Genomic DNA, 26,034 nt, shown 5'->3' on the forward strand with positions numbered 1-26,034 from the left:
CCGCAGGGATGAACCCGCGGGTTCGAGGGGCGCCGCTTCGAGGCACCCCGCACGCCCGAGGCCCGAGGAGACCGCTCTCAGCGACACCCCGGGCCTCGTACACCCGCTCAGTTCAGTTCACGCACCGACGCGGGGATGACACCGTCACCATAGAGGTCGATGGCGAGGTCCTGCAGGGCGGTCAGGGCGACGCGCTGCGTTTGGGGGCCGTACGAGATGCGGGCCACGCCGAGCGCTTCGTATTCGGCCGCCGTCAGCGCACCGGGCACGCCGATGACACTGAGCTTGCGATCTCCCAGCCCCTCCACGAGACGGCGGGTCGTCTCGGCATCCAGCTTGCCCGGGACGAACACCGTGGTGGCACCGGCCGCGAGGAACGCGCGACCGCGCTCGACGGCATCCGCGACCTTGTCGTCGAGCGGACGGTCGCCTCCCTTGAGGAACACGTCGGTGCGCGCATTGAGCACGAAGGGCACGCCCTCGGCCTCGCCCGCCGCGATGACCGCCTCGACGGCGCGCACCGAATCGGCCAGGGGCTGCACCTTGTCTTCCACATTCGCCCCGACGACTCCGACGCCGATCGCACGGCGCGTGGTCTCGCCGGGGTTGCCGAAGCCGGAGTCGAGGTCGGCCGTCACCGGCACGTCGACCGCGGCCACGATACGGCCGACCATGTCGAGCATGACGTCGAGCGGGATGTTCTCGCCGTCTTCGTACCCGAACGTCGCGGCGATCGAGTGGCCGGCGGTGGCGAGGGCTTTCGTCTCGGGCAGCGCGGCCACGGCCTTCGCCGAGATGACGTCCCACACGTTGACGACACGGAGGATCTCGGGTGCCGTGTGCAGTTGCGCGAAGGTCTGGGCCCGCTCGGTAAGGGTGCTCATGCGTTTTCTCCTGTTGTAGGGATGGCGGTGTCGGCGATTGCTTCGGCGATGAGGGTCTCCCCCGCACCGAAGCGGATGAACCGGCCGATCGTGGCCGGCTGCACGAGCGCGGCGGCGGCGACCGCCGCCACATCGGCGCGGGAGACCTCGCCCGCACCCTGGGGCGCGGTGGTGATGCGGCCCGTCGGGGGGTCGAGCGTCAACGTGCCCGGGCCGAGGATCGTCCAGTCCAGGTCGCTCGCGCGCAGGTGGTCGTCGGCGGCCAGCTTGGCGTCGGCGTAGGCGAAGAAGGAGTCGTCGGGGTCGATGCCGTGATCGGGCGTCGACCCGATCCACGACACCATGACGAAGCGCCGCACGCCCGCCTTCGTCGCAGCGTCGATCGCGCGTTGCGCGGCATCCCGGTCGACGGCGTAGGTGCGCTCGGCGCTACCGCCGCCGGCGCCGGCCGACCACACGACCGCGTCGGCACCCGCGAAGGCCTCCGTCATCTCGTCGAGGTCGGCCTTCTCGACGTCGAGCACGAGGGGCGCGCCGCCCGCCTGCTCGATATCGCCGGACTGATCCGCGTTTCGGATGACGGATACGGCCTCGTCTCCGCGATCGGCCAGCAGTCGTGCCATGTGCAGTGCGACCTTGCCGTGCCCTCCGATGATCACGATGCGTTCCATGTCAGTGTCCTCCCACTTTGTCGATCGACATCCGGAGCCACGCGGTCCGCCCGATTGGGCGGTGCCTCCTGCTGCGCGATTCGCTCTCGCAGTCACCGCCGCAGGAACAGGGCGCGCTCACGGATCCGAGCACGACCCTACGCAGCACCTCCGACATCGACCGGCGGGGTTGACGCCCTCAGCCCACGTCTCCGTCGACGTACACCCAGCGGCCGCCGCGACGTGCGAACCGGCTGCGTTCGTGCAACTCCCCGTCGACTCCGTGCTGACGCCACGACGCGCGGAACACCACGACCGCGGCATCCCCGTCCTCCGCGGCGTGCTCGATGACGAGGCCGCGCCACGATGTGCCGTCGTCGACGTCGATCTGATCGGGTCGGGTGCGCGGATGCCATGACCGGGCGAGGTGCGCTCGATCACCGACGGCGAACGCGGTGTATCGCGAACGCATCAATCGCTCGGCGCTGGGCGCGGGCGAACCGTCGAGGATCGGCCCGCAGCACTTCCCGAACGCCCCGCCTCCGCACGGACACGCCGCAACAGCCGAAGGACGAGTGGATGCCGACCCGAAAGACATCCCGCCACTCTAGGTTCTGCGCTCCGGTGCCGACCCGCCCGGCGTCGCACCGGAATCCCCCGCGTGCCAGGATCGAACCCGTGACCGACCGCATCATGCTCCTCGACACCGCGTCGCAGTATTTCCGCGCCTTCTACGGCGTGCCCGACAAGGTGAAGGCGGCCGACGGCACCTCGGTGAACGCGGCGCGCGGGCTGCTCGACATGATCGCCAAACTCGTGACGACGTACGAGCCCACGCGTCTCGTCGCGTGCTGGGACGACGATTGGCGCCCCGCCTGGCGCGTCGCGCTCCTGCCGAGCTATAAGGCGCACCGCGTCGTCGAAGCGGTACCTTCCGGGACCGACGTCGAAGAAGTCCCCGACCCGCTCGAGGCGCAGATCCCCGTGATCCGTGCGGTGCTGGAGGTGCTCGGCATCCCGATCGTCGGGGCGGCCGAGCACGAGGCCGACGACGTCATCGGAACCCTCGCCACGCGCGCGGACGCACCGGTCGACATCGTCACCGGCGACCGCGACCTCTTCCAGCTCATCGACGACGATCGCGGCATCCGCATCGTCTACACCGCGCGCGGCATGAGCAACCTCGAGATCGTCGACGACGCCGCCGTTATCCGCAAGTACGGCGTGCACGCCGCGCAGTACGCCGACTTCGCCGTGCTGCGCGGCGACCCCTCCGACGGCCTGCCCGGAGTGGCGGGAGTGGGTGAGAAATCCGCGGCGTCGCTCCTGGCGGCCTGCGGCGACCTCGACGGCATCCGGGCCGCCGCCGCCGACGGCTCCGCGGGCACTCCCGCCCAGCGAGCCAAGATCCTCGCGGCGAGCGACTACCTCGAGGTCGCGCCCACGGTCGTGCGCGTCGCCCGCGAACTCGAACTCGACCCGTACGACGACCGACTCCGTCCCGTCGACGAGGAAGCCGCGACGTCGCTTGCCGACACCTGGAACCTCGGCTCGTCGATGACGCGCGCGCTCACGGCGCTGCGTCGCTGATCAACGCGAGCGCTCCAGCCACTCCCTCAGCTTCTCCAGCGGCCACGTCGTGACGATGCGGTCGACGGGAACACCGAGCGCCTCGGCTCGCGCCGCGCCGTAGTCCAGGAGCGAAAGCTGTCCGGGCGCGTGCGCATCGGAGTCGATCGAGAACAGGCACCCCGCCTCGATGGCCAGCGTCAGCAGCTCGTCGGGCGGATCCTGCCGCTCCGGACGCGAGTTGATCTCGACCGCGACGCCCGAGTCGGCGCACGCCGCGAAGACGGCCGCCGCGTTGAAGTCCGACGGCGGTCGCGTTCCGCGCGCGCCCTCGACGAGCCGTCCCGTCACGTGCCCCAGCACATCGACGCGCGGGTCCTTCGCTGCGGCGACCAGGCGCTTCGTCATGGGTCCGCTTTCCATGCGCAGCTTCGAATGAGCGGATGCCACGACCACGTCGAGTTCGCGCAGCAACTCGTCCTGCTGGTCGAGGCTCCCGTCATCCAGGATGTCGACCTCGATGCCGGTGAGCAACGTGAACCCGCCACCACGGTGGCCGCGGACGACCTCCATCTGCGCGCGGAGGCGCTCCGGCGACAGTCCGTTGGCGACCCTGAGGCGCGGCGAGTGGTCGGTCAGAGCGAGGTACTCGTGGCCGAGTCCCCGCGCGGCCTCCACCATGGCCTCGATCGGGGTGAGCCCGTCGGACCACTCGCTGTGACTGTGCAGATCGCCGCGCAACCTCGCGCGCAGCTCCGCGCCACCCGTCGGCGCCGACTCGGCGCGCAGTGTCGCGAGGCGCTCGGGCACGGCTCCCGCCAACGCCTGCTGGATGACGGTGAACGTCGAATCGCCGATGCCAGGGCGCCGCCGCAGCGCGGGGTCGCGAAGTTGCGCGTCGCTGAGCCCCTCTATCGCGGCGGCGGCGGTGCGGAACGCCTTCGACTTGTATCGCGACGACCTTTCGCGCTCGAGCAGGTACGCGATCTCGGTGAGCGCCTCGAGCGGGTGCACGCGCTACTCCGACAGCTCTTTCGAGGTCCGCACCCAGTCGTCGAGCTTCGCCGACGCGCGTCCGTCGTCGATGGTCGCGGCCGCGTCGGCGAGCGCTTCCGCGAGACGCTCGACGATCGGACGCTGCACCTCGGTCGCATCCTGGAACAGACGGAACGACACCAGGCCCGCCGCCGCGTTCAGCAGGACGATGTCGCGGACCGGTCCGGTGTCGCCCGCGAGCACACGCCGCACCACCGCGGCGTTGTGGTCGGGCGAGCCGCCGAGCAGTTCGTCGATGTCGGCGAGGGGGATGCCGAGATCACGCGGATCCAGGTCGTGCTCGTGCACGTCGCCCCGGCTGATCTCCCACAGGCGGCTGTGCCCGGTCGTGGTGAGCTCGTCGAGGCCGTCGTCACCGCGGAACACGAGCGCGGTGGCGCCGCGCGTGCGGAACACGCCCGTGATCAGCGGCACGCGGTCGAGGTGGGCCACTCCTACGGCGTTCGCCTCGGCCCGGGCCGGGTTGCAGAGCGGGCCGAGGAAGTTGAACACCGTCGGCACGCCGAGCTCGGCCCGTGTCGGACCGGCATGCCGGAACCCGGGGTGGAACGCCGACGCGAACGCGAAGGTGATGCCCGTGCGATCGAGCGTCTCCGCCACCTTCTCGGGCGCGAGGGTCAGCGCGATCCCGAGCGACGACAGCACGTCGGAGGATCCCGACGACGAACTCGCCGCGCGATTGCCGTGTTTGACGACCGGGACACCGGATGCCGCGGCCACGATCGCCGCCATCGTCGAGACGTTGACGGTGCCGAACCGGTCGCCGCCGGTGCCCACGATGTCGAGCACCTCCGCACGGACGGGAAGGGGCACCGCCGCCTCGAGGATGGCATCGCGGAAGCCGACGATCTCTTCGACCGTCTCGCCCTTCGCGCGCAGGGCGATGAGGAATCCGGCCAACTGCGAGGGAGTCGCCTCGCCCGCCATCACCTGCCTCATGGCCCACGTGGACTCCGACACACTGAGGTCATCACCGGCCAGCAACGAGGAGAGCAGATCGGGCCAGCTGAAGCGTTCCGCCATGGGACGATCCTTTCACACGCGTGTCGTCTCGCCGTGTCGCGATCCGCGCCTCGGACGGGGCGCTCCGAACCTGCTCCGTACCGGGGATTCCTTGCGAATTCTGAGGCTTCCCTAAGTCTCGACGATGGAATAACTCATGCGGGGGATGGGATGATCGGGCCCGCGGATCGCGCATAATGGAACGGTGACGACCTCAGCGACGTATTCCCAGGCCGTGCGTGCCGTGAAGCGACCCGACCCGGTCGCCGTAGGCACCATCGTGTGGCTGGGCAGTGAGGTCATGTTCTTCGCAGGCCTCTTCGCGATCTACTTCACCCTCCGCAGCACCTCCGCGTCCTTGTGGGCCGAAGAGACCCAGCTGCTCAATGTCCCCTTCGCGCTGGTCAACACGTTCATCCTCGTGTTGTCGTCGGTCACGTGCCAGATGGGCGTCTTCGCCGCCGAGCGGTACCAGCCGTACCGCACGGGCAAGGCCACCGGCTTCAAGCAGTGGGGAATGGTGGAGTGGTTCTACCTCACCTTCATCCTCGGCGCGGTCTTCGTGTCGGGACAGGTGTGGGAGTACGCGACGTTGGTGGCCGAGGGCATGCCCATCAGCGCCAACCCCTACGCCTCCGCCTTCTACCTGACCACCGGCTTCCACGCCCTGCACGTGACGGGCGGCCTCATCGCCTTCCTGCTCGTGATCGGCCGTGCGTACGCCGTGAAGAACTTCGGCCGGAAAGAGATGACCACCTCGATCGTCGTGTCGTACTACTGGCACTTCGTCGACGTCGTCTGGATCGCCCTGTTCGTCGTCATCTACTTCCTCAAGTAAGAGAGCTGTACTTCACATGGCACGCGAGAAGAAGACTCGTCGGTCGTCCGGGCGTCGTAGCCCCCTGGCCGCCGCAGCGCTGATCGGCATCGGACTCCTCCTCACCGGAGGTGCCTACGCCGGCGCCTCGGCCGCGATGGCCGCCACGTCCACCACGCCCGTCAGCGAGGCCAATTCGGCTACCGCGGTCGAAGAGGGCGAGAAGCTCTTCCAGGCCAACTGCGCGACCTGCCACGGTCTGAACCTCGAGGGCAGCCAGCAGGGACCGGCGCTGTTCGGCGTCGGCGAGCTGTCGGTGCACTTCCAGGTATCGACCGGCCGCATGCCGCTCCAGGCCCAGGGCCCGCAGGCACCGGTGAAGCCCGTGCAGTTCACGGACGAGCAGATCAATGCGATCGCGGCGTACGTGCAGTCCTCGGCCCCCGGTCCCTCCTACCCCACCGAAGACCTCGTCGACGGAGGGGGCGACCTGTCCCGCGGAGCCGAGCTCTTCCGCATCAACTGCGCGATGTGCCACAACGTCGCCGGTGCCGGCGGCGCTCTGACCGAGGGCAAGTGGGCGCCTGACCTGCACACGGTCACCCCCGTCAACATGTATGCGGCGATGGTCACGGGTCCGCAGAACATGCCGGTCTTCAACGACCTCAACCTCACCCCCGAAGACAAGCGCGACGTCATCTCGTACCTGATGTACGTGCAGAAGACCGACTCCCCCGGCGGCTACGCCCTCGGGTCGCTGGGCCCGGTCTCCGAGGGTCTGTTCATCTGGATCTTCGGTATCGGGGCGCTCATCGCCCTGACCGTGTGGATCACGGCGAAGTCCAACTGACCGTCGTCTTCGACATTACGTAAACGCACGAGGAGCACCATGGCACACGAGGACGACGCACTCGAGCACGAGAGGGCTTCCTGGAAGCCCGGCTCGGGCCTCGCCGTCGCGGTTCCCGACGCCGTCAGCAACCCGGGTCTGCCCGGTCACCGTCAGCGGATGACCGACAAGGACCCGCAGGAGATGAAGCGTGCGGTCCGTACGGTCTACACCCTGTTCTACGTCTCGGTCGCGGCGAGCATCTGGGCGAGCATCGCCTACATGATCTTCCCGATCGAGTCGGGCGCGATGATCGACATCCGCTACAACAACCTCTTCATCGGACTCGGCATCGCTTTCGCGCTGCTGGCGATCGGCATCGGCACCATCCACTGGGGCAAGTCGGTCATGTCCGACAAGGAGTACATCGAGGACCGCCACGCGACCCGCGGGCGCGACGAGGTTCGCGAAGGCGCGATCAACGTCTTCGCCGAAGCCGACAGAGACTCCGGTTTCGGTCGTCGCGAGATCATTCGCAACTCGATGTTCGCCGCCCTGGCGGCATCCATCATCCCGGGAATCACGCTCTTCCGCGGGCTCGCACCGCAGGATCAGGACCCCGTGACGTTGCTGAGCCACACCATGTGGGAACAGGGTATGCGTCTCGCGCACGACCCCTCCGGCCGTCCCATCCGCGCGGCCGACGTGACCCTCGGCTCGGCCTTCCACGTGATCCCCGAAGAGCTCGCGGGCCTCGGACACGACGAGGGGTACCTCGAAGAGAAGGCCAAGGCGATCGTGCTGCTCATGCGCATGCAGCCCGAACAGCTCAACCCCGAGACCAACAACCTCGACTGGTCGTACGACGGCATCATCGCGTACTCCAAGGTCTGCACCCACGTCGGTTGCCCCGTGGCACTGTACGAGCAGCAGACCCACCACCTCCTGTGCCCCTGCCACCAGTCGCAGTTCGACGTCGCCAACGGCGCGGCCGTCATCTTCGGCCCGGCCGCCCGTCCCCTGCCGCAGCTCCCCATCACCGTCGACGCCGAGGGTTACCTCGTCGCGCAGAGTGACTTCCAGGAGCCCGTCGGCCCCAGCTTCTGGGAGCGCTCATGAGTACCGGTACTCACCCCACCGAGAACGTCACCACCGAACCGGCTGTCTACTCCGGTCCGCCGAAGGCGCCTGCGGGTCGCGACGGCAAGCCGCTCGGGGGCCGCTTCGTCGGTGCCGCGGCGAACTACCTCGACGAGCGCACGAGCGTGTCCGGCCTCGTCAAGGAGCTCGGCCGCAAGGTCTTCCCCGATCACTGGTCGTTCATGCTCGGCGAGATCGCCCTGTGGAGCTTCGTCGTCGTGCTGCTCTCCGGCACGTTCCTGACGTTCTTCTTCCAGGCGTCGATGGTCGAGACGCACTACAACGGCGCGTACGAACCCATGCGCGGCATCGCGATGTCGGCCGCCATGGAGTCGGCGCTGCACATCTCGTTCGACCTGCGCGGCGGTCTTCTCGTTCGTCAGATCCACCACTGGGCGGCGCTCGTGTTCGTCGCCGGTATCGGTGTCCACATGCTGCGCGTGTTCTTCACCGGTGCGTTCCGCAAGCCGCGCGAGCTCAACTGGGTCGTCGGCTTCATCCTCTTCATCCTGGCGATGGCCGAGGGCTTCACCGGTTACTCCCTCCCCGACGACCTGCTGTCGGGTAACGGTCTGCGCATCATCGACGGCATGATCAAGGGTCTGCCGATCATCGGCACCTGGACCTCGTTCCTCCTCTTCGGCGGAGAGTTCCCCGGTACCACGATCGTCGGCCGACTGTACACGCTGCACATCCTGCTGCTGCCGGCGATCCTCGTCGCGCTGCTCGCCGTGCACCTCATGCTGATGATCATCAACAAGCACACGCAGTTCGCCGGGCCCGCCCGCACGAACAGCAACGTCGTGGGCTACCCGATCATGCCGGTGTACGCCTCCAAGATGGGTGGCTTCTTCTTCATCACCTTCGGCGTCATCGTCCTGATCGCCGCCCTGGTGACGATCAACCCGATCTGGAACTACGGTCCCTACGACCCGTCGCCCGTGTCGGCCGGTACCCAGCCCGACTGGTACATCGGCTTCGCCGACGGCGCGCTGCGTCTCGTGCCGCCGCACCTCGAGTTCGTGCTGTGGGGCCACACCTGGTCCTGGAACATCATCCTGCCGGTCGCCGTGCTCGGTCTGTTCATCGTCCTCGTGCTGATCTACCCCTTCATCGAGGCGTGGGTCACCGGAGACAAGCGCGAGCACCACATCGCCCAGCGCCCGCGCAACGCCGCGACTCGCACCGCCATCGGTGCAGCCGGTGTCACGTTCTACGCCGTCATGTGGGCCGCCGCGTCGTCCGACATCATCGCGACGCACTTCCACCTGACGATGGAAGGCGTGATCCACGCCCTTCAGGCCTTGCTGATTCTCGGCCCGATCCTCGCGTACTTCGTCGCCAAGCGCATCTGCATCGCGCTGCAGAAGAAGGACCGCGAGATCGCGCTGCACGGCTACGAGTCGGGTCGCATCGTCCGCCTGCCCGGCGGCGAGTACATCGAGGTTCACCAGCCGGTCGATGAGTTCGAGCGCTGGAAGCTCGTGGACAACGAGACGTACGAGCCGCTCGTCGTCCGTCCCAACGACAAGGGTCAGATTCCTTGGCACGAGAACATCCGTGCGTCGGTGTCGCGGTGGTTCTTCGAAGACCGTCTCGCACCTCTCACCCAGGCCGAAATCGATGCCGCGGTCGCGCACCAGCACCACGAGCTCGACCACATCGCGCACGAGGAGGCCGACGAGATCGCCGGCGCCGATGCCCGCGCCGATGAGGACGGTCGTCCGCGCAACGCGGTCGGTGAGCGTGTCGAGGTCGAGATCCCGGCTCCCAAGGGACTCGGCGAGGCTAACCGCCCCCGCGGCGACAAGAGCGAGTAACACTCTCGAAGCGAAGCCCCGGTGCTACGGCACCGGGGCTTCGTCGTGCTCGGCGACCGGTCGACGCACACGATCGACTGTCAGACGCCCCAAACCGGGGTCTGGCAGGATGCCGCGGCATCGTGGCATCTGGAGACCTCCCCCGTCACACGCCCGGTGTCTACCGTGGGAGCGTGACCGATGCACTCGAGTACTTCCGCACCCGCCTCGCCGTCGAGACCGATCCTTCCGACGTCTACGCCGCGCAGAAAGCCGGCGACCGCTTCGTGCTCGTCGACGTGCGCGGAGACGATGCCTGGGCGCAGGGGCGCATCACCGGCGCCGTACACATGCCCTATCGGAGCATCGAGGAGCGCGCGCCGCACGAACTGGACCGGGAGACACCAGTGGTCGTGTACTGCTGGAGCCCCGGCTGCAACGCGGGCCAGAAGGGCGCTCTCGCCTTCGCCCAGCTGGGCTACTCGGTGAAGGAGATGATCGGCGGCTACGAATACTGGGTTCGCGAGGGCCAACCGTTCGAGAACGACGAGGGCCCCTGCGAGCGGGTGTTCGATCCCACCGTCATGGTCGTGCGCCGTCCCTGACGAGACTCCGACCCGTTGAGAGGGCTCCGCGATCTCATCCCCCGCTGGCACGGCGACCGGGACGGTCCTGTCGACGAGCGGGCTCGCGATCCCGACATCCGCGACTGCGGGAGGCCGGCGACGACGGGGCGGCGTGATCGATTCCGACCCGACGGATGCGGAGATGCCCTCCACCTCGACGCCTGGCTCCTCATGGAAGGTCGTGGGGCTCGACGCTGGCGCTGGCGTACGCCCTCGCCCACCCGCGACGCGTGACGGAGATCGTCACCTTCGCCGTCACGACCGGGGGCGATGGGAGATCGACTGGATCACCGACGGGATCGCTCCCGTCTTCCCCGAGGCGCACGAGCGGCTCCGAGCGCCACTTCGGAATGGCGAGCGAACCATTGAGGGATACGCGCGTTTCTTACGCGACCCAGACCCCCGGATTCGGATCGACGCGGGTGACAGGTGGGACGACTGGGAGGCGACGCACATCGCGCTCGGACCGGGCGCGACCCCGGGTCCCCTTCACGCCGACCCGCGACACCGTCTCAACTTCGCGACGCTGGTCACGCACTACTGGGCAGGGAGTGCTTCCTGCCCGGCGAAAAGGCCATCCCGAGGCGGGGGAACGAACTGCGCGACATCCCGGGCGTGCTTATTCACGGACGCCGCGACATCAGCGGCCCCGCGCTCACCGCGTGGCGATTGCACCGCGCCTGGACCGGCAGTCGCCTCGAGATCGTCGAAGAGGACGGCCACGGTGGCCCGAGAAGCGCCGAGCTCGCCCGCGCGGCCATTGACGCCTTCGCGGAGGCGACTCGGGACGAGAGTCGATCGTGAGGTCACAGGCGAGCTCTCTCCGATGACGCGGGCAGGCGTCAGGCCGGAGCGTGCCGACGCGACGCGTGCCGGCCCCAGCGATGCGGAGACCCCCGTGACGGCCGCGGCGACGCGGAGACCCTGTGACGCCCGACGCTAGGGAGCGCCGCTCAGGCCGTTTCGACGTCTTCGGCGAACCACCGCGACGCGGACCCGAAGAACACCGGATCCACCGTCGTGGTCTCGTCATCGTCGACGACATCGCACACGACGACCGTCACGTTGTCGCGCGTGCCCGCTTCCAGCGCCAGGGCGACCGCAGATGCGGCGGCCTCGCGCGGACCGGACGCTTCGGCGATGAGCCGTGCGACGTCGGCCTCGGGAACGTAGTCGGTGAGTCCGTCGCTGCAGAGCACCCAGCGGTCTCCGACGCGCGGCGGACGCTCGGCGACAGAGACCACGTCTCCTTCGGCCCCGCCGAGAGAAGCAGTGATGATGTTGCGACGAGGGTGTGCCGCGGCCGCCTCGGGCGGGATGATGCCGTGGTCGACCAGAGCCTGCACGTAGGAGTCATCGCGCGTCTCGCGAGAGAACTCCCCGTCACGCAGCAGGTAGGCCCGGGAATCCCCCGTGTGCGCGAGGAGTAGGTCACCCGTCGTGCTCAGGAAGATACCGGTGAACGTCGTGGCCATGCCCTCCAGAGCGGGGTCGCGCTCGACGTGCGCACGGATGTCCCAGTTGGCCTCGCGGATGCGCACAAGAAGGCCGTCGGCGTCTAGCCCTCCCCCGCGCGTCGCGACCAAACGATGGACCAGAGCGGCCGATGCGAGATCTCCGGACGGGCCTCCGCCGACACCATCAGCGACCGCCGCACCCCAGGACGCCGCGAACGCGGCGTCCTGGTTGGTGGGACGATGGGCGCCGGCATCCGAGACGGCGGCCGTGATCAGCCGAACGGGCACAGGATCAGCGCGCGAAGTACCCGCGGTAGTACTCGTACACCCAGCCGACGATGGCGATCACGAAGACCGCGAAACCGACGGGGACGAGCCAGCTGCCCACGGCGAGTCCGATCACGGCGATCGCCGCGGACGCAGCGAGCACGATGGGCCACCACGACCACGGGCTGAACTCGCCCATTTCGGGGTCACCGTCATCGATGTCGGCCGTCAGGGTGTCTTCGGGCAGCTCTCCGCGCTGGGACTTCAGGACGCGACCGATGTAGAAGGCGATCATCGACGACATGAGCCCGAGGAACCCGAGGGCCACCGTGCCGACCCACTCGACTCCACCGTGCTGGATGAGGCTCCAGACGGTGTAGACCGCGGTGATGAGGAACGAGAAGACCGCGAGGATCCACCAGAGGTTGACGTTGGTACGCATGGACTTACTTGACCTCTCCGGCAGCTGCGTCGACGACAGGTGCATCCGGGGCGTCCTTGGCCGGACCCACACCGACCGGGATGCCGGCTTCGGGGTGGTTCAGGTCGAACGCGGGACGCTCGCTGCGGATACGCGGGATCGAGGTGAAGTTGTGGCGCGGCGGCGGGCACGACGTCGCCCACTCGAGCGACGCTCCGTAGCCCCACGGGTCATCGACCGTCACGCGCGGCGCCTTGCGGGCGGTGATCCACACGTTCAGCAGGAACGGAATCATCGAGGCGCCGAGGATCATCGATCCCACGGTCGACAGCTGGTTCTCCCATGCCCACCCGTCAGCGGCGGCGTAGTCGGCGTAACGACGGACCATGCCGTCGACGCCGAGCCAGTGCTGGATGAGGAAGGTCATGTGGAAGCCGACGAACAGCATCCAGAAGTGCACCATGCCGAGACGCTCGTTGAGCATCTTGCCGGTCCACTTGGGCCACCAGAAGTAGAAGCCCGCGAACATCGCGAACACGACGGTGCCGAAGACGACGTAGTGGAAGTGCGCGACCACGAAGTACGAGTCGGACAGGTGGAAGTCCAGCGGAGGCGAGGCCAGGATGACACCGGTCAGACCACCGAAGACGAACGACACCAGGAAGCCGAGGGCGAACACCATCGGCGTCTCGAAGGTGACGGATCCGCGCCAGAGCGTTCCGATCCAGTTGAAGATCTTGACGCCCGTCGGCACCGCGATGAGCATCGTCATCAGGGCGAAGAAGGGCAGCAGCACACCGCCGGTGACGTACATGTGGTGCGCCCACACGGCCACCGAGAGAGCGGCGATCGCGATGGTGGCGTAGACGAGGGTCTTGTAACCGAAGATCGGCTTCCGGCTGAAGACCGGGAAGATCTCGGAGACGATGCCGAAGAACGGCAACGCGATGATGTATACCTCGGGGTGACCGAAGAACCAGAAGAGGTGCTGCCAGAGCAGGACACCGCCGTTCTCGGGGCTGTAGATGTGCGAGCCGAGCACGCGGTCGGCGGCGGCGGCGAAGATGGCGGCAGCCAGCACGGGGAACGCGAGCAGGATCAGGATGCTCGTGATGAGCGTGTTCCACGAGAAGATCGGCATGCGCCACATGGTCATACCGGGAGCGCGCATGGTCAGCACGGTGGTGATGAAGTTCACCGCACCGAGGATCGTGCCGAAACCGCTGATGCCGAGTCCCAGCATCCAGAGGTTCCCGCCGACACCCGGCGAGAAGCTGGCGTTGGCGAGCGGCTGATAGGCGAACCATCCGAAGCCGGCCGCACCCTGAGGGGTGAGGAAGCCCGAGACGGCGATCGTCGACCCGAACAGGAAGAGCCAGAAGGCGAACGCGTTCAAGCGCGGGAACGCCACGTCGGGCGCACCGATCTGCAGCGGCAGCAGCGCATTGGCGAAGCCGGCGAACAGCGGCGTCGCGAACATGAGCAGCATGATCGTGCCGTGCATGGTGAACAGCTGGTTGTACTGCTCTTTGGTGGGGATGATCTGCATGCCGGGCTCGAAGAGCTCAGCACGGATGATCAGCGCCATCACACCACCGAGCATGAAGAACAACACGGAGGCGATCAGGTACATGTACCCGATGGTCTTGTGGTCGGTGGAGGTGATCCACTTGACGACCAGGTTGCCCTTCTGCTCGACACGCGTGGTGCTCAGCAGAGCGGCTTGACGCGGCGGGAGAGTCGTCGGCCGCGAGGGGCCCGTCCCCTGGAGCGGAAGCGTCGTGGCCATGATCACTCGTTCCCTTCGGTACCGGTCGTCGTCAGGTTCTGCAGACGCGACAGGTCGCTGATGTCACCGACGTCGCCCGCGCGGCGCAGCGAGTCGAGGTAGTCCTCGTACTCGGCCTCGCTGACGACCTTGACGTTGAAGAGCATGGCGGAGTGGTACTCACCGCACAGCTCGGCGCACTTGCCCTCGTACGTGCCCTCACGAGTCGGCATGAACGACCACTCGTTGTCGCGGCCGATGTACATGTCTTTCTTGTACAGGAAGTCGATGATCCAGAACGAGTGGATGACGTCGCGCGAGCGCAGGTCGATCTTGACCGTCTTGTTCACCGGAAGGTAAAGGGTGGGCACGTCGTCGAGGTCGTACCCGTCGGAGGTGGCGATCGCCTGCACACCCATCGAGTAGACGGCGTCGGAGTTGTCTTCCTCTTCGCCGTTGTACTGGAAGTCCCAGGCCCACTGCTTGCCGTATGCGGTGATCGACACGTCGGGGTCGTCGTACTGGGTCTCGAGGGTGTTCTGGTCGCGCGCCGTGAAGGCGAAGAAACCGACGACCAGGATCAGCGGAACGATCGTGTAGAAGATCTCGACCGGCATGTTGTAGCGCAACTGCACCGGCAGGCCCGACTGTCCCCGGCGACGGCGGTACGCGATGACCGACCACAGCATGAGGCCCCAGGTGATGACACCCACGGCGAGGAGCACGATCCACGAATTGACCCACAGACCGGCGACCATGTCGGTGTGGTTCGTGGCGGGGGTTCCGTCATCGACGAAGCCGGGCAGGAATCCGTGCAGCTGGGTCGTGGTGCAGCCCGAGAGGAGTGCGACGGACGCGATCCCGAGAGGGAGCGCTGCCCAACGAAGGCGACGTTTGGAGGGCACAATGCACCTTTCCGGGTCGTGGATGAAGCTTTGACAGTCTACGGCAACCTCTCACCGTTCTCAGGCCATTCGTCCAGTGCCGAGACATCGAGAACCCCCGGGTTCCACGGTGTGATCCGTGGTCCCGGGGGTTCTCGAAGACGACGCTGCGGAACAGCGACCGAGCTCAGTGGAAGCTGTCGCCGCACGCGCAGGAACCCTGCGCGTTGGGGTTGTCGATCGTGAAGCCCTGCTCGGAGATCGTGTCTTTGAAGTCGATGCTCGCACCGTCGAGGTACGGCACGCTCATGTCGTCGACGATGACCTCGACGCCGTCGAAATCGACGACCTTGTCACCGTCGAGGTGACGCTCGTCGAAGTAGAGCTGGTAGATGAGTCCGGAGCATCCGCCGGGCTGGACGGCCACGCGCAGACGCAGGTCGTCGCGACCCTCCTGCGACAGCAGGCTCTTCACCTTGTCGGAGGCGGCGGCGGTCAGGCCCACGCCGTGCTCGCGGGTGTCGGCGGAGGACGACAGAGTGGTGTCGGTCATGGCGATGCCCTTCGGGTTGATCGGTCGCGGGGACGTATGGAGTCTACGCCGATCCCGCCGCTACGGCCCCGTCAGACGGTGCGATCGTTCAGCCGGGTCAGCAGGAGGGCCTCCGACACGAGGGCGTTGCGGAAGGTCTCGAGGTGCAACGACTCGTTCGGACTGTGCGCCCGCGCGTGCGGATCCTCCACCCCCGTCACGAGGATCTGGGCGTCCGGGAACTCGCGCACGAGGTCGGCGATGAAGGGAATGGACCCGCCGACACCGACGTCGACCGACTCGACCCCGTACCCCTCCGCGAAGGCCGCTCGCGCGTCCCCGACCGCCCATCCGCTCGTGTCGACGAGGAACGAATCGCCGCAGTCGACGTCACTGAACTCCAGACGTGCGCCGAACGGGGCGTGTGCCCGCAGGTGCGTCTCGATCGCGGCGAACGCCTCCTCGGCATCCTGTCCAGGAGCGACACGTGCGCTGATGACGACGCTCGTCTCGGGCGCCAAGGTGTTGGATGCCGCGGACACGGGCGTGGCATCCCATCCGGTGATGGTGATCGACGGCTTGTTCCAGATGCGGCTGAGGATCGCGTCGCGCCCGATGGGGGTGACTCCCTCGAGCAGGCCCGACTCCGCGCGCAGCTTCGCCTCGTCGTAATGAGGAGTCGCGGCGTTGCGCACCGCGAGACCGTCGACGGCCACGGCGCCGTCGTCGTCCCACAGCGTGGCGAGCAGCTTGACCGTGGCGAGCATGGCATCCGGGACCGCGCCGCCCATCATGCCCGAGTGCGACGCGTGCTCGAGCGTGCGCACCGTCAGGGTGAAACGGGCGTTGCCGCGAAGGGACACGGTGAGTCCCGGGGTGCGTTCGTCCCAGTTGCCGGAGTCGGCGACGACGATCACGTCGGAGCGCAGCGCGTCGGCGTTGTCGGACAGGAACTGCGCGAACGATCGGGAGCCGTACTCCTCTTCGCCCTCGATGAAGACGGCCAGGCCCAGATCGAGATCGTCTCCGAGCACCTCGGCCACGGCGCGGATGGCGCCGACGTGGGCCATGATGCCGGCCTTGTCGTCCGCAGCGCCGCGTCCGTAGAGGCGGCCGTCGCGCACGGTGGGCTGGAACGGCGGGGAGTCCCACAGTTCCTCGTCGCCGGGCGGCTGCACGTCGTGGTGCGCGTACAGCAGCACCGTGGGGCGTCCGTTGCGCGCGGCGCGCGATGCGAGGACGGCGGGCTGTCCCATCTCGTCGGTGCCCGGGATGGCGGCGCGAGCGACCTCCACCGAATCGAAGACGCCGGTGCCCTCGAGGAGGGCGGCGACGGCGTCCGCGCTCTTCACGAGCGCGGACTGATCGAACGCCGGCCAGGCGATCGAGGGGATGCGCACGAGGGAGCCGAGATCGGCGAGGGCTGCGGGGATGCCGGAGTCCGCTGCATTTTGCACAGCGTCCTGCCGGGACAGGTCGAGGGTCATGCGGGTAATCTTAAATCTCCTGATCAGCGAAGCACCGAGGTTTCCCGTGGCCAAGTCCCCCGCCCCCGCACCCAACGACACCCCCGTCGAACCGACGGAGATCGGCACGGGCAAGGGTCGTGCGACCCCGTCGCGCGCCGAGCAGGAGGCCGCGCGCAAGCGTCCCCTCGTCCCCGACACCAAAGAAGCCAAGGCCCGTGCGCGGGCCGACCTCGCCGCACAGCGCGAGAAGGCCCGTATCGGCATGGCCGCCGGCGAGGAGCGGTACCTGCCGGTGCGCGACCGCGGCCCCCAGCGCCGCTTCGCGCGCGACTTCGTGGATGCCGGTTGGCACCTCGGCGAGGGCGTCATGCCGTTCATGGTCCTCGTGATCGTCGCGACGCTGATCCCCGTGTCGTTCTTCCAGTACTGGTCGTTCGTGGCGCTGTGGATCTTCATCCTCTTCGTCATCGGCGACATGATCATCACCTCCATCCGCGTGAAGAAGGCCGCGAAGGAGAAGTTCGGCGAGAGCCGGCTCGAGAAGGGTCTCGGCTGGTACGCCGCGATGCGCACCGTGCAGATGCGCTTCATGCGGCTACCCAAAGCGCAGGTCAAGCGCGGCCAGTACCCGGTCTGACCTCACCCGATTGCACGAGCGGCGCGCCTACGGGCGCGCCGTTTCGTCTGTGCCCCGACGCGCGGGGCGTCGAGCGTCCAAGACACGCCGGGCCACGACGACCGCAGCGGCGTGTCGAGGACACTCGACGTGGGTGCGGGGCGCCGCGTAGCGGCCGGAGGCGTCGGGGGCGAGCGGCGTCGCGGCGTCAGCGGCCGCGCGCGAGGGCGCGGTTGATCTGGCGGGCCCAGAGTGGTCCGCGGTAGAGGAACCCGGTATAGCCCTGCACGAGGGTCGCGCCGGCGGCGAGACGCTCGCGCACGTCGTCGGCGGTCTCCACTCCCCCGGCCGAGATGACCACGAACTCCGCCGGGACGGCCGCGCGGACGAGCCGCAGCACCTCGGTCGCCCGCGCCTTCAGCGGAGCACCCGACAGACCGCCGGTGCCCGCGGCCTCGACGGTCGCGGCATCCGAGTGGAGACCCGAGCGCTCGATCGTGGTGTTCGTGGCGATGATGCCCGAGAGACCCGCATCGACGGCGAGGCGCGCGATGTCCTGCACCTCGGCGTCGTCGAGGTCGGGCGCGATCTTGACCAGGAGCGGGGTGTCACCCGCGGCATCCCGCACAGCTGTCAGGAGAGGACGAAGGGTCTCGACCGCCTGGAGGCCGCGGAGTCCGGGCGTGTTGGGCGAGGACACGTTGACCACGAGGTAGTCGGCGAGGGGCGCGAGCATCTTGGCGCTGCGGACGTAGTCGGTGGTGGCGTCCTCGACGGCGACGACGCGGCTCTTGCCGATGTTCACACCGATCACCGGACGGGTGCGCGACCGACGGAGGCGCCGGAGCTTCGCGGCGGCGGCGGCCGCACCGTCGTTGTTGAAGCCCATGCGGTTGATCACCGCGCGGTCGGCGACGAGGCGGAACAAGCGCGGTTTGGGGTTCCCCGGCTGCGGCAGCGCGGTGACCGTGCCCACCTCGACGTGTCCGAACCCGAGGGCGCCGAGCCCCCGCCCCATGGTGACGTTCTTGTCGAAACCCGCCGCGACACCGAACGGCGAGGGGAAATCGAGCCCGAGTGCCCGCACACGGAGGTCGGATGCCGGGGACGTGAAGCGGCGGACCACGGATGCCACCGGCTCGACGCCCGCGACACGGATGACGAGCGCGCCGAGGTGGTGGGCGAACTCGGGATCGAGGCGGGTGAGAACCGTGCGGAAGAGAAGGGGATACATCACCGTCAGGCTACTGGACGCCCGTCGAGGTCGCCGTCTGCGAGCGCGGCGTCGCGGTCGGCGTGATCCGCGCGCAGCTGCGCGATCGCCGCGTCGAAATCCTCCAGGGAGTCGAACGCCTGGTAGACGCTCGCGAAGCGGAGGTAGGCGACCTCGTCGAGGTCGCGAAGGGGCCCGAGGATCGACAGACCGATCTCGTTCGCCTCGATCTGCGACGACCCCGTCTGACGGATCGCTTCCTCGACCCGCTGGGCGAGCACCGCGAGGTCGGCGTCGGTCACGGGCCGACCCTGGCACGCCTTGCGCACTCCCGACATCACCTTCTCGCGGCTGAACGGCTCGACCACGCCCGAACGCTTGATGACATAGAGGCTCGCCGTCTCGACCGTCGAGAACCGTCCTCCGCACTTCGGGCACTGCCGACGGCGACGGATGCTCAGGCCGTCGTCGCTCGTGCGCGAGTCGATGACGCGGGAGTCGGGGTTGCGGCAGAACGGGCAGTGCACGATTACGCCTCGAAGCGCGCGGTCACGGCCTCGCCGTGCGCGGGCAGCGCCTCGGCCTCGGCGAGGGTGACGATGGCGTCCCGCACCTCGGACAGCGCGGCGCGGTCGTACTGCACGACCTGCTGGGGCCGCAGGAACGTCGCCGCCGACAGACCCGCGCCGTAACGCGCCTGACCGCCCGTGGGCAGCACGTGATTGCTGCCGGCGAGGTAGTCGCCCAGGCTCACGGGCGTGTACGGGCCGACGAAGACCGCTCCCGCGTTGACGAACTCCTCGGGCCGCGGGTCGGTGAGGTGCAGCTCGAGGTGCTCGGGGGCGTAGGCGTTGCTGAACGCGGTCGCCTGAGCGATGTCGTCGACGAGGACGACCGCCGACTGCGGACCGTGGAAGGCGGCGGTCACGCGCTCGCTGTGACGCGTCGCGGCCACGCGTGCGGGAAGCGCTGCCTGCACGGCGTCGGCCAGAGCGGTGGAGTCGGTGACGAGCACGGCCGACGCCTGCTCGTCGTGCTCGGCCTGGCTGACGAGGTCGGCGGCGATCAGGTGAGGTGCGGCGCTGTCGTCGGCGACGACGAGGATCTCGGTGGCTCCCGCCTCGGAGTCCGTGCCGACGCGGCCGGCCACGGCCCGCTTGGCGGAGGCGACGAAGTTGTTGCCGGGCCCCGTGACGACGTCGACCGGGTCGAGACCGACCTCGGACACCCCGTAGGCGAAGGCGCCGATGGCGCCCGCGCCACCCATCGCGTAGACCTCGGTGACGCCGAGCAGGTGCGCGGCGGCCAGGATGACGGGGTGCACGCGCCCGCCGAACGCCGACTGCGGCGGTGAGGCGAGAGCGACCTCGCGCACGCCCGCGACCTGGGCCGGGACGACGTTCATCACGACGCTCGAGGGGTAGACCGCCTTGCCGCCGGGGACGTACAGGCCGACACGGCGCACCGGCTGCCAGCGCTGGGTGACCCGGGCACCCACGCCGATCTCGGTCACGACGGGGGCGGGCACTTGCGCGGCCGACGCCGTGCGCACCCGCTCGATGGCGGCGTCGAGGGCCGCGCGGATCTCGGGGGCCAGGGTGCGCAGCGCCTCTTCGAGGTGGTCGGCGGGGACGCGGATGGCGTGGTCGCTCACCCGATCGAACCGGGCGGCCTGCTCGCGCAGCGCCTCTTCGCCGCGGTGAGCGACGTCATCGACGAGACGCGCAGCCGTGGCGAGGGCTTCATCGCGCGCGGCCTCGGCGCGCGGGACGACGGCGAGGAGCTCGGCCGGCGAGAGAACGCGGCCGCGGAGATCGATCGTGCGGAGCATGCGTCCCAGGCTACCGGCCGTGCGCGCAGTGCCCCGCGCGCGGGAGGCTCGAAGACGGTGCTCAGTCGGCGACCGGTGCTCGCCGCGCTGCGCTCAGGCAGCGGCCGGGGCCGTCTGCTTCTCGCCCGATCGGGCGACGCGCCGCTGGCGATCGGGAGCGCCCCGCCGAGCGAGCCGCACGGCTACCCCGCCCGCGGAGCCGCCGCGCAGATTCCGCCCCGCGAGCCGCTGCGCACACGGCGGGCGGCTCGCGGGCGGTGATCAGCCGCGCGTGATTCCCGACACGTCGTGCAGGTAGCCGATGCGTCCGTCGTCGTGGCGAACGACGAAGGTCTCGCCGCGGTCTTCGACGACGAGCGCCCACGCCGTGGGCCCGATGTGGAAGATCGGCGTGCCGTAGTCGTCGACGATTTCACGCTGCTCCGGCGCGAGCGCCCAGAACGCCTGCGCGTGGGGGTGGTCGTCACGGGAGTTCTGCGAATCGTGGTCCCCCGCGCGGTGCGGCTCGTCGGCACGGCGCTGCCCGTCTCGCAGGTACCCGGAGCGGCCGTACTCGCCGTGACGATCGTCGTCGTCGTCATGCCGGTCGTCCGGGCGACCGTCGTCGAGAGGCTGGTCGTCGAGGCGCCGATCGTCGTGACGGGCGTCATCGGAGCGGTAGGCATCGTGGAGGTGCGCGTCATTCGCCTGCTGGTCGCGATCCGCGCGCAGGGGCGCGAAGACATCTGTGTCGCTGTCGTCTCCGACGTGGGCGGAGAGCACCGTCGTGCGGGGGGCCGCCTCGTCGTGCGCGACGTCGGTAGAGCCGGTGTAGCTGCCGGGCGCGGCCTCGTCGACGCCGTGACGGAGAGTGTGGTCTTCGCCGGGGTGCGCCGAGGCGTGGTCGTCACCGCCGTGCTGCGGAGTGCGGGGAGCACGCGGAGCGCGGGGCCGGGAGACGACGGGACGGATGGGGCGCGAACTCCGGTGTGCAGGAACCTCTTCGCGGCCCCGGAAGTCCTGGGCGAAGGGCGGGATGACGGGCCCGAAGACGGTCAGCACCACGCCCGCGAGCAGCACGACGGCTTCGACCCAGATGACCCACGACCGCGTCCAGATGCCGGTCTCGTTGAAGATCACGACCGTGTCCCACACCCAGGAGACCCACACGAACGCCGAGACGGTGAAGGCGACCGAGGCGAACTGGTCGATGCCGAGCGAGCCGACACGACGGATGCCCTGGGGCGAGAGGCGACGGAGCACCAGGAGCCCCACGGCGATGGTCGGGAGCGCGACGGTGGGAATCCACCACAGTCCCGACAGCCAGACGTTCAGACCGCCGATGAGCACACCGGACGGGGAGTCGAGGATGTTGATGCGGAAGAACGACACGAAGAAGGCGACGACCCAGATGCCGAGCAGGGCGACCTCGCGGACGGAGAACGGCCCGACGCCGTACTGCGGAGCATCGGCGGTGCGAGGGAGGGTGTCGTGGTCGCGTGCACCGGAGTTGGCGTGAGCGGACGCCGGTACGGAACGGTGCTCCCCCGCGCGCACGGACGAGACGGGGTGGTCGTGGGCGGGCGTCTCGTCGACGGGCGTGGCGAGACGCTCACGATCGGCGGGCGTGTCCCCGTCGTGGGGGTTCTGATCGGTCACGATGATCCTTTCACCAGGGCGCCGGAGCGCCTGGGTCATCCTAATCACGGGCTCGTCGGGGTCCGCTGGGGCTTGCAGCGAGGGTCTTGGGGGCGATTCAGCCGAGGCAGTTCGGTCCGAGCAGGCCTTTCAACTCCCCGAAGAGGTCGGCTGTGACGCGCACAGGCATCGGCACCTCGAACACTTTGGCGGTCGTGCCTTTGTGCAGCTTGAGAACGACCTCCGTCGAGCCGGTGTGCCGACGCAGCATCTGCGCGAGCTCGCCGACCAACGCCTCGTTGGCGCGCTGTTCCGGCACCATGAGCGTCAGGCCACCCGACTCGTCGAGTCCCTCGAGGTCGGGCGCGAAGGCGCTCTGGGCGTGCAGGTTCAGACCGTCGTCGCGCCGCGACACCCGGCCGCGCACGACGAGGATCGAGTCGGCCTGCAGGACCGGCGCGAACTCCGCGTAGGTCTTGCCCATGAACATCACGGTCACCTCGCCGTTGAAGTCCTCGACGGTGATCATGCCGTAGGGATTGCCGCTCTGCTTCGCCACGCGGTGCTGGACGCTGGTGAGCAGACCCGCCACCGTGACCTGATCGCCGTCCTGCACGTCTTCGGACGCGAGCAGATCGTGGATGGAGGTCGATGCATGCTTGGCGAGCGGTACCTCGAGGCCCGCGAGGGGATGGTCGGACACGTAGAGGCCGAGCATCTCACGCTCGAAGGCCAGCTTGTCCTTCTTGGTCCACTCGGGCCGTTCGGGAACTTTGACGACCTGCTGCGGTTCGTCCCACAGCGAGTCGAAGTCGAAGCCGACCTCGCCGTTCGCCTCACGTCGCTTGTCGAGTACGGCGCCCTCGCAGGCGTCTTCGTGCACCTCGACCAGCGCGCGTCGGGTCGACCCGAGCGAGTCGAACGCCCCGGCCTTGATCAGCGACTCCACCGTGCGCTTGTTGGCCACGTGCATCGGCACCTTCGACAGGAAGTCGTGGAACGAGGTGTACCTGGCATCCTGGCGCGCAGCGACGATGCCGTCGACGACGTTGGTGCCGACGTTTCGGACCGCGCCCAATCCGAAGCGGATGTCTTCGCCGACGGCCGCGAAGAAGCGGATCGACTCGTTGACATCGGGGGGAAGCACCTTGATGCCCATGCGGCGGCACTCGTTGAGGTACACCGCCATCTTGTCTTTCGAGTCGCCGACGCTCGTCAGCAGCGCGGCCATGTACTCGGCCGGGTAGTGCGCCTTGAGGTAGGCCGTCCAGTACGACACGAGTCCGTAGGCGGCGGTGTGCGCCTTGTTGAAGGCGTAGTCGGCGAACGACTCGAGCACCTTCCACAGCGTCTGCTGCGCGACGTCGCCGAAGCCGCGCTCGGTCATGCCGCCGAAGAAGATCTCTTTCTGCTTGTCGAGCTCGCTCTTCTTCTTCTTGCCCATCGCCCGCCGCAGCAGGTCGGCTTGACCGAGCGTGTAGCCGGCGACGCGCTGCGCGACGGCCATCACCTGCTCCTGGTACACGATCAGGCCGTAGGTGGTGTCGAGGATGTCGGCGAGGGGCTCTTCGAGCTCGGGATGGATCGGCTCGATCTCTTGCTGCCTGTTCTTTCGCAGCGCGTAGTTGATGTGCGAGTTCACGCCCATCGGGCCGGGACGGTACAGAGCCAGGACGGCCGAGATGTCTTCGAAGTTGTCGGGCCGCATCAGGCGCAGAAGCGAGCGCATGGGTCCGCCGTCGAGCTGGAACACACCGAGCGTGTCGCCACGGGCGAGGAGTTCGTAGGATGCCGCGTCGTCGAGGTCGAGATCTTCCAACACGAGCGGGTGGCCGCGGTTGGCCTCGATGTTGTCGAGGGCGTCGTTGATGATCGTGAGGTTGCGCAGCCCCAGGAAGTCCATCTTGATCAGGCCGAGCGACTCGCACGCGGGGTAGTCGAACTGCGTGACGATCTGGCCGTCCTGCTCGCGGCGCATGATCGGGATGATGTCGATGAGGGGCTCGCTCGACATGATGACGCCGGCGGCGTGCACGCCCCACTGGCGCTTGAGGTTCTCGAGGCCCAGCGCGGTATCGAACACCGTCTTGGCTTCGGCGTCGGTCTCGATGAGCGTGCGGAACTCGCTCGCCTCTTTGTACCGCGGGTGCTCGGGGTTGAACATGCCGTCGAGCGGCATGTCTTTGCCCATGACCGCGGGGGGCATGGCCTTGGTGAGACGGTCTCCCATGCTGAACGGGAAACCCAAGACGCGCCCGGCGTCTTTCAGAGCCTGCTTCGCCTTGATGGTGCCGTACGTCACGATCTGCGCCACGCGCTCGTCGCCGTACTTCTCGGTCACGTACTGGATGACCTCACCACGACGACGGTCGTCGAAGTCGACGTCGAAGTCGGGCATCGAGACGCGGTCGGGGTTGAGGAACCGCTCGAAGATGAGGCCGTGCTTGAGCGGATCGAGGTCGGTGATCTTCATCGCGTACGCGACCATCGACCCCGCACCCGAGCCACGGCCCGGCCCCACGCGGATGCCGTGGTCTTTGGCCCAGTTGATGAAGTCGGCGACGACGAGGAAGTAGCCCGGGAACCCCATCTGGAGGATGACATCGGTCTCGTACTCGGCCTGCTTGCGCACGTCGTCCGGGATGCCGTCGGGGTAACGGTCGCGGAGGCCGTTCTCGACCTCTTTGATCATCCAACTGCCCTCGGTCTCGCCCGCGGGGACCGGGAAGCGCGGCATGTAGTTCGCCGACGTGTCGAACTCGACCTCGCATCGTTCGGCGATGAGCAGGGTGTTGTCGCACGCCTCGGGGTTGTCGCGGAACACTTGCCGCATCTCGGCGGGCGACTTGACGTAGTAGCCGTCACCGTCGAACTTGAAGCGCTTGGGGTCGTCGAGTGTCGAACCCGACTGCACGCACAGCAGAGCGGCGTGACTCGTGGCGTCGTGCTGGTGGGTGTAGTGGAGGTCGTTCGTGCCGACGAGCGGAATGCCGAGGTCTTTCGAGATCTTCAGCAGGTCGGTCATGACCCGCCGCTCGATCGACAGGCCGTGGTCCATGATCTCGGCGAAGTAGTTGTCTTTGCCGAAGATGTCTTGGAACTCCGCCGCGGCGGCGCGCGCGGCGTCGTACTGACCGAGGCGGAGCCGGGTCTGCACCTCGCCGGACGGGCACCCGGTCGTGGCGATGAGCCCCTTGCCGTAGGTCTGCAGCAGCTCGCGGTCCATGCGGGGCTTGAAGTAGTAGCCCTCCATGCTCGCCCGCGACGACAACCGGAACAGGTTGTGCATGCCCTCGGTCGTCTCGGAGAGCAACGTCATGTGCGTGTACGCGCCCGAACCCGAGACGTCGTCGCCCTGCTGCTCGGGCGTGCCCCACCGCACCCGCGCCTTGTCGGAGCGGTGCGTGCCGGGGGTGACGTAGGCCTCGATGCCGATGATGGGCTTGATGCCGGCGTCTTTCGCGGTCTTGTAGAACTCGTAGGCCGCGAAGGTGTTGCCGTGGTCGGTGACCGCGATGGCGGGCATGCCCAGTTTGACGGCCTCTTGCACCATCGGGCCGATGCGCGCGGCACCGTCGAGCATCGAG

General features: G+C 68.3%; 23 protein-coding genes. 7 read left to right on the forward strand and 16 right to left on the reverse strand.

The genetic code is table 11. The features are described 5' to 3' along the window. Window positions 1-107 precede the first annotated feature (107 nt). The 3 genes from FHS07_RS00205 to FHS07_RS00215 form a co-directional block, all read right to left on the reverse strand. Complete coding sequence (locus FHS07_RS00205) at window positions 108-884, reverse strand: isocitrate lyase/PEP mutase family protein (protein WP_183417923.1); 777 nt, start codon at window positions 882-884, stop codon at window positions 108-110. Next, on the reverse strand, window positions 881-1,555 hold the full coding sequence (locus tag FHS07_RS00210) for an SDR family oxidoreductase (RefSeq protein WP_183417924.1): 675 nt from the start codon (window positions 1,553-1,555) through the stop codon (window positions 881-883). Before FHS07_RS00210 ends, FHS07_RS00205 begins: the two co-directional genes overlap by 4 nt. A gap of 178 nt (window positions 1,556-1,733) precedes the next feature. Then, entirely contained in the window at window positions 1,734-2,132 is a 399-nt protein-coding gene (locus FHS07_RS00215; RefSeq protein ID WP_183417925.1) for a YchJ family protein, read from the reverse strand. A gap of 80 nt (window positions 2,133-2,212) precedes the next feature. On the opposite strand from FHS07_RS00215, the gene FHS07_RS00220 reads away from it, so the two are divergent. Continuing rightward, entirely contained in the window at window positions 2,213-3,124 is a 912-nt protein-coding gene (locus FHS07_RS00220) for a 5'-3' exonuclease H3TH domain-containing protein (protein ID WP_183417926.1), read from the forward strand. On the opposite strand, the gene FHS07_RS00225 is transcribed toward FHS07_RS00220, so the two are convergent. Together FHS07_RS00225 and trpD are read right to left on the reverse strand one after the other, a co-directional pair. Then, on the reverse strand, window positions 3,125-4,117 hold the full coding sequence (locus FHS07_RS00225) for a PHP domain-containing protein (protein ID WP_183417927.1): 993 nt from the start codon (window positions 4,115-4,117) through the stop codon (window positions 3,125-3,127). It abuts the gene before it with no gap. 3 nt (window positions 4,118-4,120) lie between these two features. After that, window positions 4,121-5,182, reverse strand: coding sequence for an anthranilate phosphoribosyltransferase (gene trpD, locus FHS07_RS00230; RefSeq protein ID WP_183417928.1), 1,062 nt, complete (start codon window positions 5,180-5,182; stop codon window positions 4,121-4,123). A gap of 184 nt (window positions 5,183-5,366) precedes the next feature. Here trpD and ctaE point away from each other — a divergent pair, with 184 nt between their 5' ends. The 5 genes from ctaE (at window position 5,367) to FHS07_RS00255 (ending at window position 10,351) form a co-directional block, all read left to right on the forward strand. Next, a complete protein-coding gene (ctaE, locus tag FHS07_RS00235; protein ID WP_183417929.1) occupies window positions 5,367-5,999 on the forward strand; it encodes an aa3-type cytochrome oxidase subunit III in 633 nt (210 codons plus the stop codon). A gap of 16 nt (window positions 6,000-6,015) precedes the next feature. Beyond that, entirely contained in the window at window positions 6,016-6,828 is an 813-nt protein-coding gene (gene qcrC, locus FHS07_RS00240) for a cytochrome bc1 complex diheme cytochrome c subunit (RefSeq protein ID WP_183417930.1), read from the forward strand. A 39-nt stretch (window positions 6,829-6,867) separates the two neighbouring features. After that, window positions 6,868-7,926, forward strand: coding sequence for a cytochrome bc1 complex Rieske iron-sulfur subunit (gene qcrA, locus FHS07_RS00245; RefSeq protein WP_183417931.1), 1,059 nt, complete (start codon window positions 6,868-6,870; stop codon window positions 7,924-7,926). Beyond that, window positions 7,923-9,767 (forward strand): cytochrome bc1 complex cytochrome b subunit, encoded by a 1,845-nt coding sequence (qcrB, locus tag FHS07_RS00250; RefSeq protein WP_183417932.1) that lies wholly within the window; start codon window positions 7,923-7,925, stop codon window positions 9,765-9,767. The genes qcrA and qcrB overlap by 4 nt, the downstream gene beginning before the upstream one ends. Before the next feature lie 173 nt (window positions 9,768-9,940). Then, the gene (locus tag FHS07_RS00255; RefSeq protein WP_183417933.1) at window positions 9,941-10,351 is read left to right on the forward strand and encodes a rhodanese-like domain-containing protein; all 411 of its coding nucleotides are present in this window, start codon (window positions 9,941-9,943) and stop codon (window positions 10,349-10,351) included. Window positions 10,352-11,325: 974 nt separating this feature from the next. Here the strand turns inward: FHS07_RS00255 and FHS07_RS00260 are convergent. The 6 genes from FHS07_RS00260 to FHS07_RS00285 form a co-directional block, all read right to left on the reverse strand. Next, window positions 11,326-12,117, reverse strand: coding sequence for a protein phosphatase 2C domain-containing protein (locus FHS07_RS00260; protein WP_183417934.1), 792 nt, complete (start codon window positions 12,115-12,117; stop codon window positions 11,326-11,328). Window positions 12,118-12,121: 4 nt separating this feature from the next. Then, window positions 12,122-12,538: a cytochrome c oxidase subunit 4 gene (locus FHS07_RS00265; RefSeq protein WP_183417935.1), complete on the reverse strand. Its 417-nt coding sequence runs from the start codon at window positions 12,536-12,538 to the stop codon at window positions 12,122-12,124. Window positions 12,539-12,542: 4 nt separating this feature from the next. Then, a complete protein-coding gene (gene ctaD / locus FHS07_RS00270; RefSeq protein ID WP_183417936.1) occupies window positions 12,543-14,306 on the reverse strand; it encodes an aa3-type cytochrome oxidase subunit I in 1,764 nt (587 codons plus the stop codon). A 2-nt stretch (window positions 14,307-14,308) separates the two neighbouring features. Beyond that, window positions 14,309-15,190, reverse strand: a complete 882-nt coding sequence (gene ctaC, locus FHS07_RS00275) for an aa3-type cytochrome oxidase subunit II (RefSeq protein WP_183417937.1) — start codon at window positions 15,188-15,190, stop codon at window positions 14,309-14,311. Between the two features lie 166 nt (window positions 15,191-15,356). After that, a complete protein-coding gene (gene erpA / locus FHS07_RS00280; RefSeq protein ID WP_183417938.1) occupies window positions 15,357-15,722 on the reverse strand; it encodes an iron-sulfur cluster insertion protein ErpA in 366 nt (121 codons plus the stop codon). 71 nt (window positions 15,723-15,793) lie between these two features. Beyond that, window positions 15,794-17,188, reverse strand: coding sequence for a dipeptidase (locus FHS07_RS00285; protein ID WP_183417939.1), 1,395 nt, complete (start codon window positions 17,186-17,188; stop codon window positions 15,794-15,796). Window positions 17,189-17,234: 46 nt separating this feature from the next. Here FHS07_RS00285 and FHS07_RS00290 point away from each other — a divergent pair, with 46 nt between their 5' ends. Continuing rightward, the gene (locus tag FHS07_RS00290; protein WP_183417940.1) at window positions 17,235-17,807 is read left to right on the forward strand and encodes a DUF3043 domain-containing protein; all 573 of its coding nucleotides are present in this window, start codon (window positions 17,235-17,237) and stop codon (window positions 17,805-17,807) included. Window positions 17,808-17,994: 187 nt separating this feature from the next. Here FHS07_RS00290 and FHS07_RS00295 read toward each other — a convergent pair whose 3' ends face one another. The 5 genes from FHS07_RS00295 to dnaE all read right to left on the reverse strand — a co-directional run bounded on the left by FHS07_RS00295 (window position 17,995) and on the right by dnaE (window position 26,030). Beyond that, entirely contained in the window at window positions 17,995-19,020 is a 1,026-nt protein-coding gene (locus tag FHS07_RS00295; RefSeq protein WP_183417941.1) for a quinone-dependent dihydroorotate dehydrogenase, read from the reverse strand. A 5-nt stretch (window positions 19,021-19,025) separates the two neighbouring features. Then, window positions 19,026-19,526: a transcriptional regulator NrdR gene (nrdR, locus tag FHS07_RS00300; protein ID WP_183417942.1), complete on the reverse strand. Its 501-nt coding sequence runs from the start codon at window positions 19,524-19,526 to the stop codon at window positions 19,026-19,028. 2 nt (window positions 19,527-19,528) lie between these two features. After that, window positions 19,529-20,830 carry a histidinol dehydrogenase gene (hisD, locus tag FHS07_RS00305; protein WP_183417943.1) on the reverse strand — a complete coding sequence of 434 codons (1,302 nt, stop codon included), beginning with the start codon at window positions 20,828-20,830 and terminating at the stop codon, window positions 19,529-19,531. Between the two features lie 261 nt (window positions 20,831-21,091). Beyond that, window positions 21,092-22,468 carry a hypothetical protein gene (locus FHS07_RS16305; protein ID WP_246383057.1) on the reverse strand — a complete coding sequence of 459 codons (1,377 nt, stop codon included), beginning with the start codon at window positions 22,466-22,468 and terminating at the stop codon, window positions 21,092-21,094. Window positions 22,469-22,565: 97 nt separating this feature from the next. Then, window positions 22,566-26,030 (reverse strand): DNA polymerase III subunit alpha, encoded by a 3,465-nt coding sequence (dnaE, locus tag FHS07_RS00315; protein WP_221189158.1) that lies wholly within the window; start codon window positions 26,028-26,030, stop codon window positions 22,566-22,568. Between the last annotated feature and the right edge of the window lie 4 nt (window positions 26,031-26,034).

The sequence above is a fragment of the Microbacterium proteolyticum genome, from assembly GCF_014192415.1.
Classification (GTDB): Bacteria; Actinomycetota; Actinomycetes; order Actinomycetales; family Microbacteriaceae; genus Microbacterium; species Microbacterium proteolyticum.

Coding starts and splice junctions, on each gene's coding strand:
- FHS07_RS00205 (WP_183417923.1), bottom strand. CDS start 884: ATGAGCACCCTTACCGAGCGGGCCCAGACCTTCGCGCAACTGCACACG.
- FHS07_RS00210 (WP_183417924.1), bottom strand. CDS start 1,555: ATGGAACGCATCGTGATCATCGGAGGGCACGGCAAGGTCGCACTGCAC.
- FHS07_RS00215 (WP_183417925.1), bottom strand. CDS start 2,132: ATGTCTTTCGGGTCGGCATCCACTCGTCCTTCGGCTGTTGCGGCGTGT.
- trpD (WP_183417928.1), bottom strand. CDS start 5,182: ATGGCGGAACGCTTCAGCTGGCCCGATCTGCTCTCCTCGTTGCTGGCC.
- qcrC (WP_183417930.1), top strand. CDS start 6,016: ATGGCACGCGAGAAGAAGACTCGTCGGTCGTCCGGGCGTCGTAGCCCC.
- qcrA (WP_183417931.1), top strand. CDS start 6,868: ATGGCACACGAGGACGACGCACTCGAGCACGAGAGGGCTTCCTGGAAG.
- qcrB (WP_183417932.1), top strand. CDS start 7,923: ATGAGTACCGGTACTCACCCCACCGAGAACGTCACCACCGAACCGGCT.
- FHS07_RS00265 (WP_183417935.1), bottom strand. CDS start 12,538: ATGCGTACCAACGTCAACCTCTGGTGGATCCTCGCGGTCTTCTCGTTC.
- ctaD (WP_183417936.1), bottom strand. CDS start 14,306: ATGGCCACGACGCTTCCGCTCCAGGGGACGGGCCCCTCGCGGCCGACG.
- erpA (WP_183417938.1), bottom strand. CDS start 15,722: ATGACCGACACCACTCTGTCGTCCTCCGCCGACACCCGCGAGCACGGC.
- FHS07_RS00285 (WP_183417939.1), bottom strand. CDS start 17,188: ATGACCCTCGACCTGTCCCGGCAGGACGCTGTGCAAAATGCAGCGGAC.
- FHS07_RS00295 (WP_183417941.1), bottom strand. CDS start 19,020: ATGTATCCCCTTCTCTTCCGCACGGTTCTCACCCGCCTCGATCCCGAG.
- hisD (WP_183417943.1), bottom strand. CDS start 20,830: ATGCTCCGCACGATCGATCTCCGCGGCCGCGTTCTCTCGCCGGCCGAG.
- dnaE (WP_221189158.1), bottom strand. CDS start 26,030: ATGCTCGACGGTGCCGCGCGCATCGGCCCGATGGTGCAAGAGGCCGTC.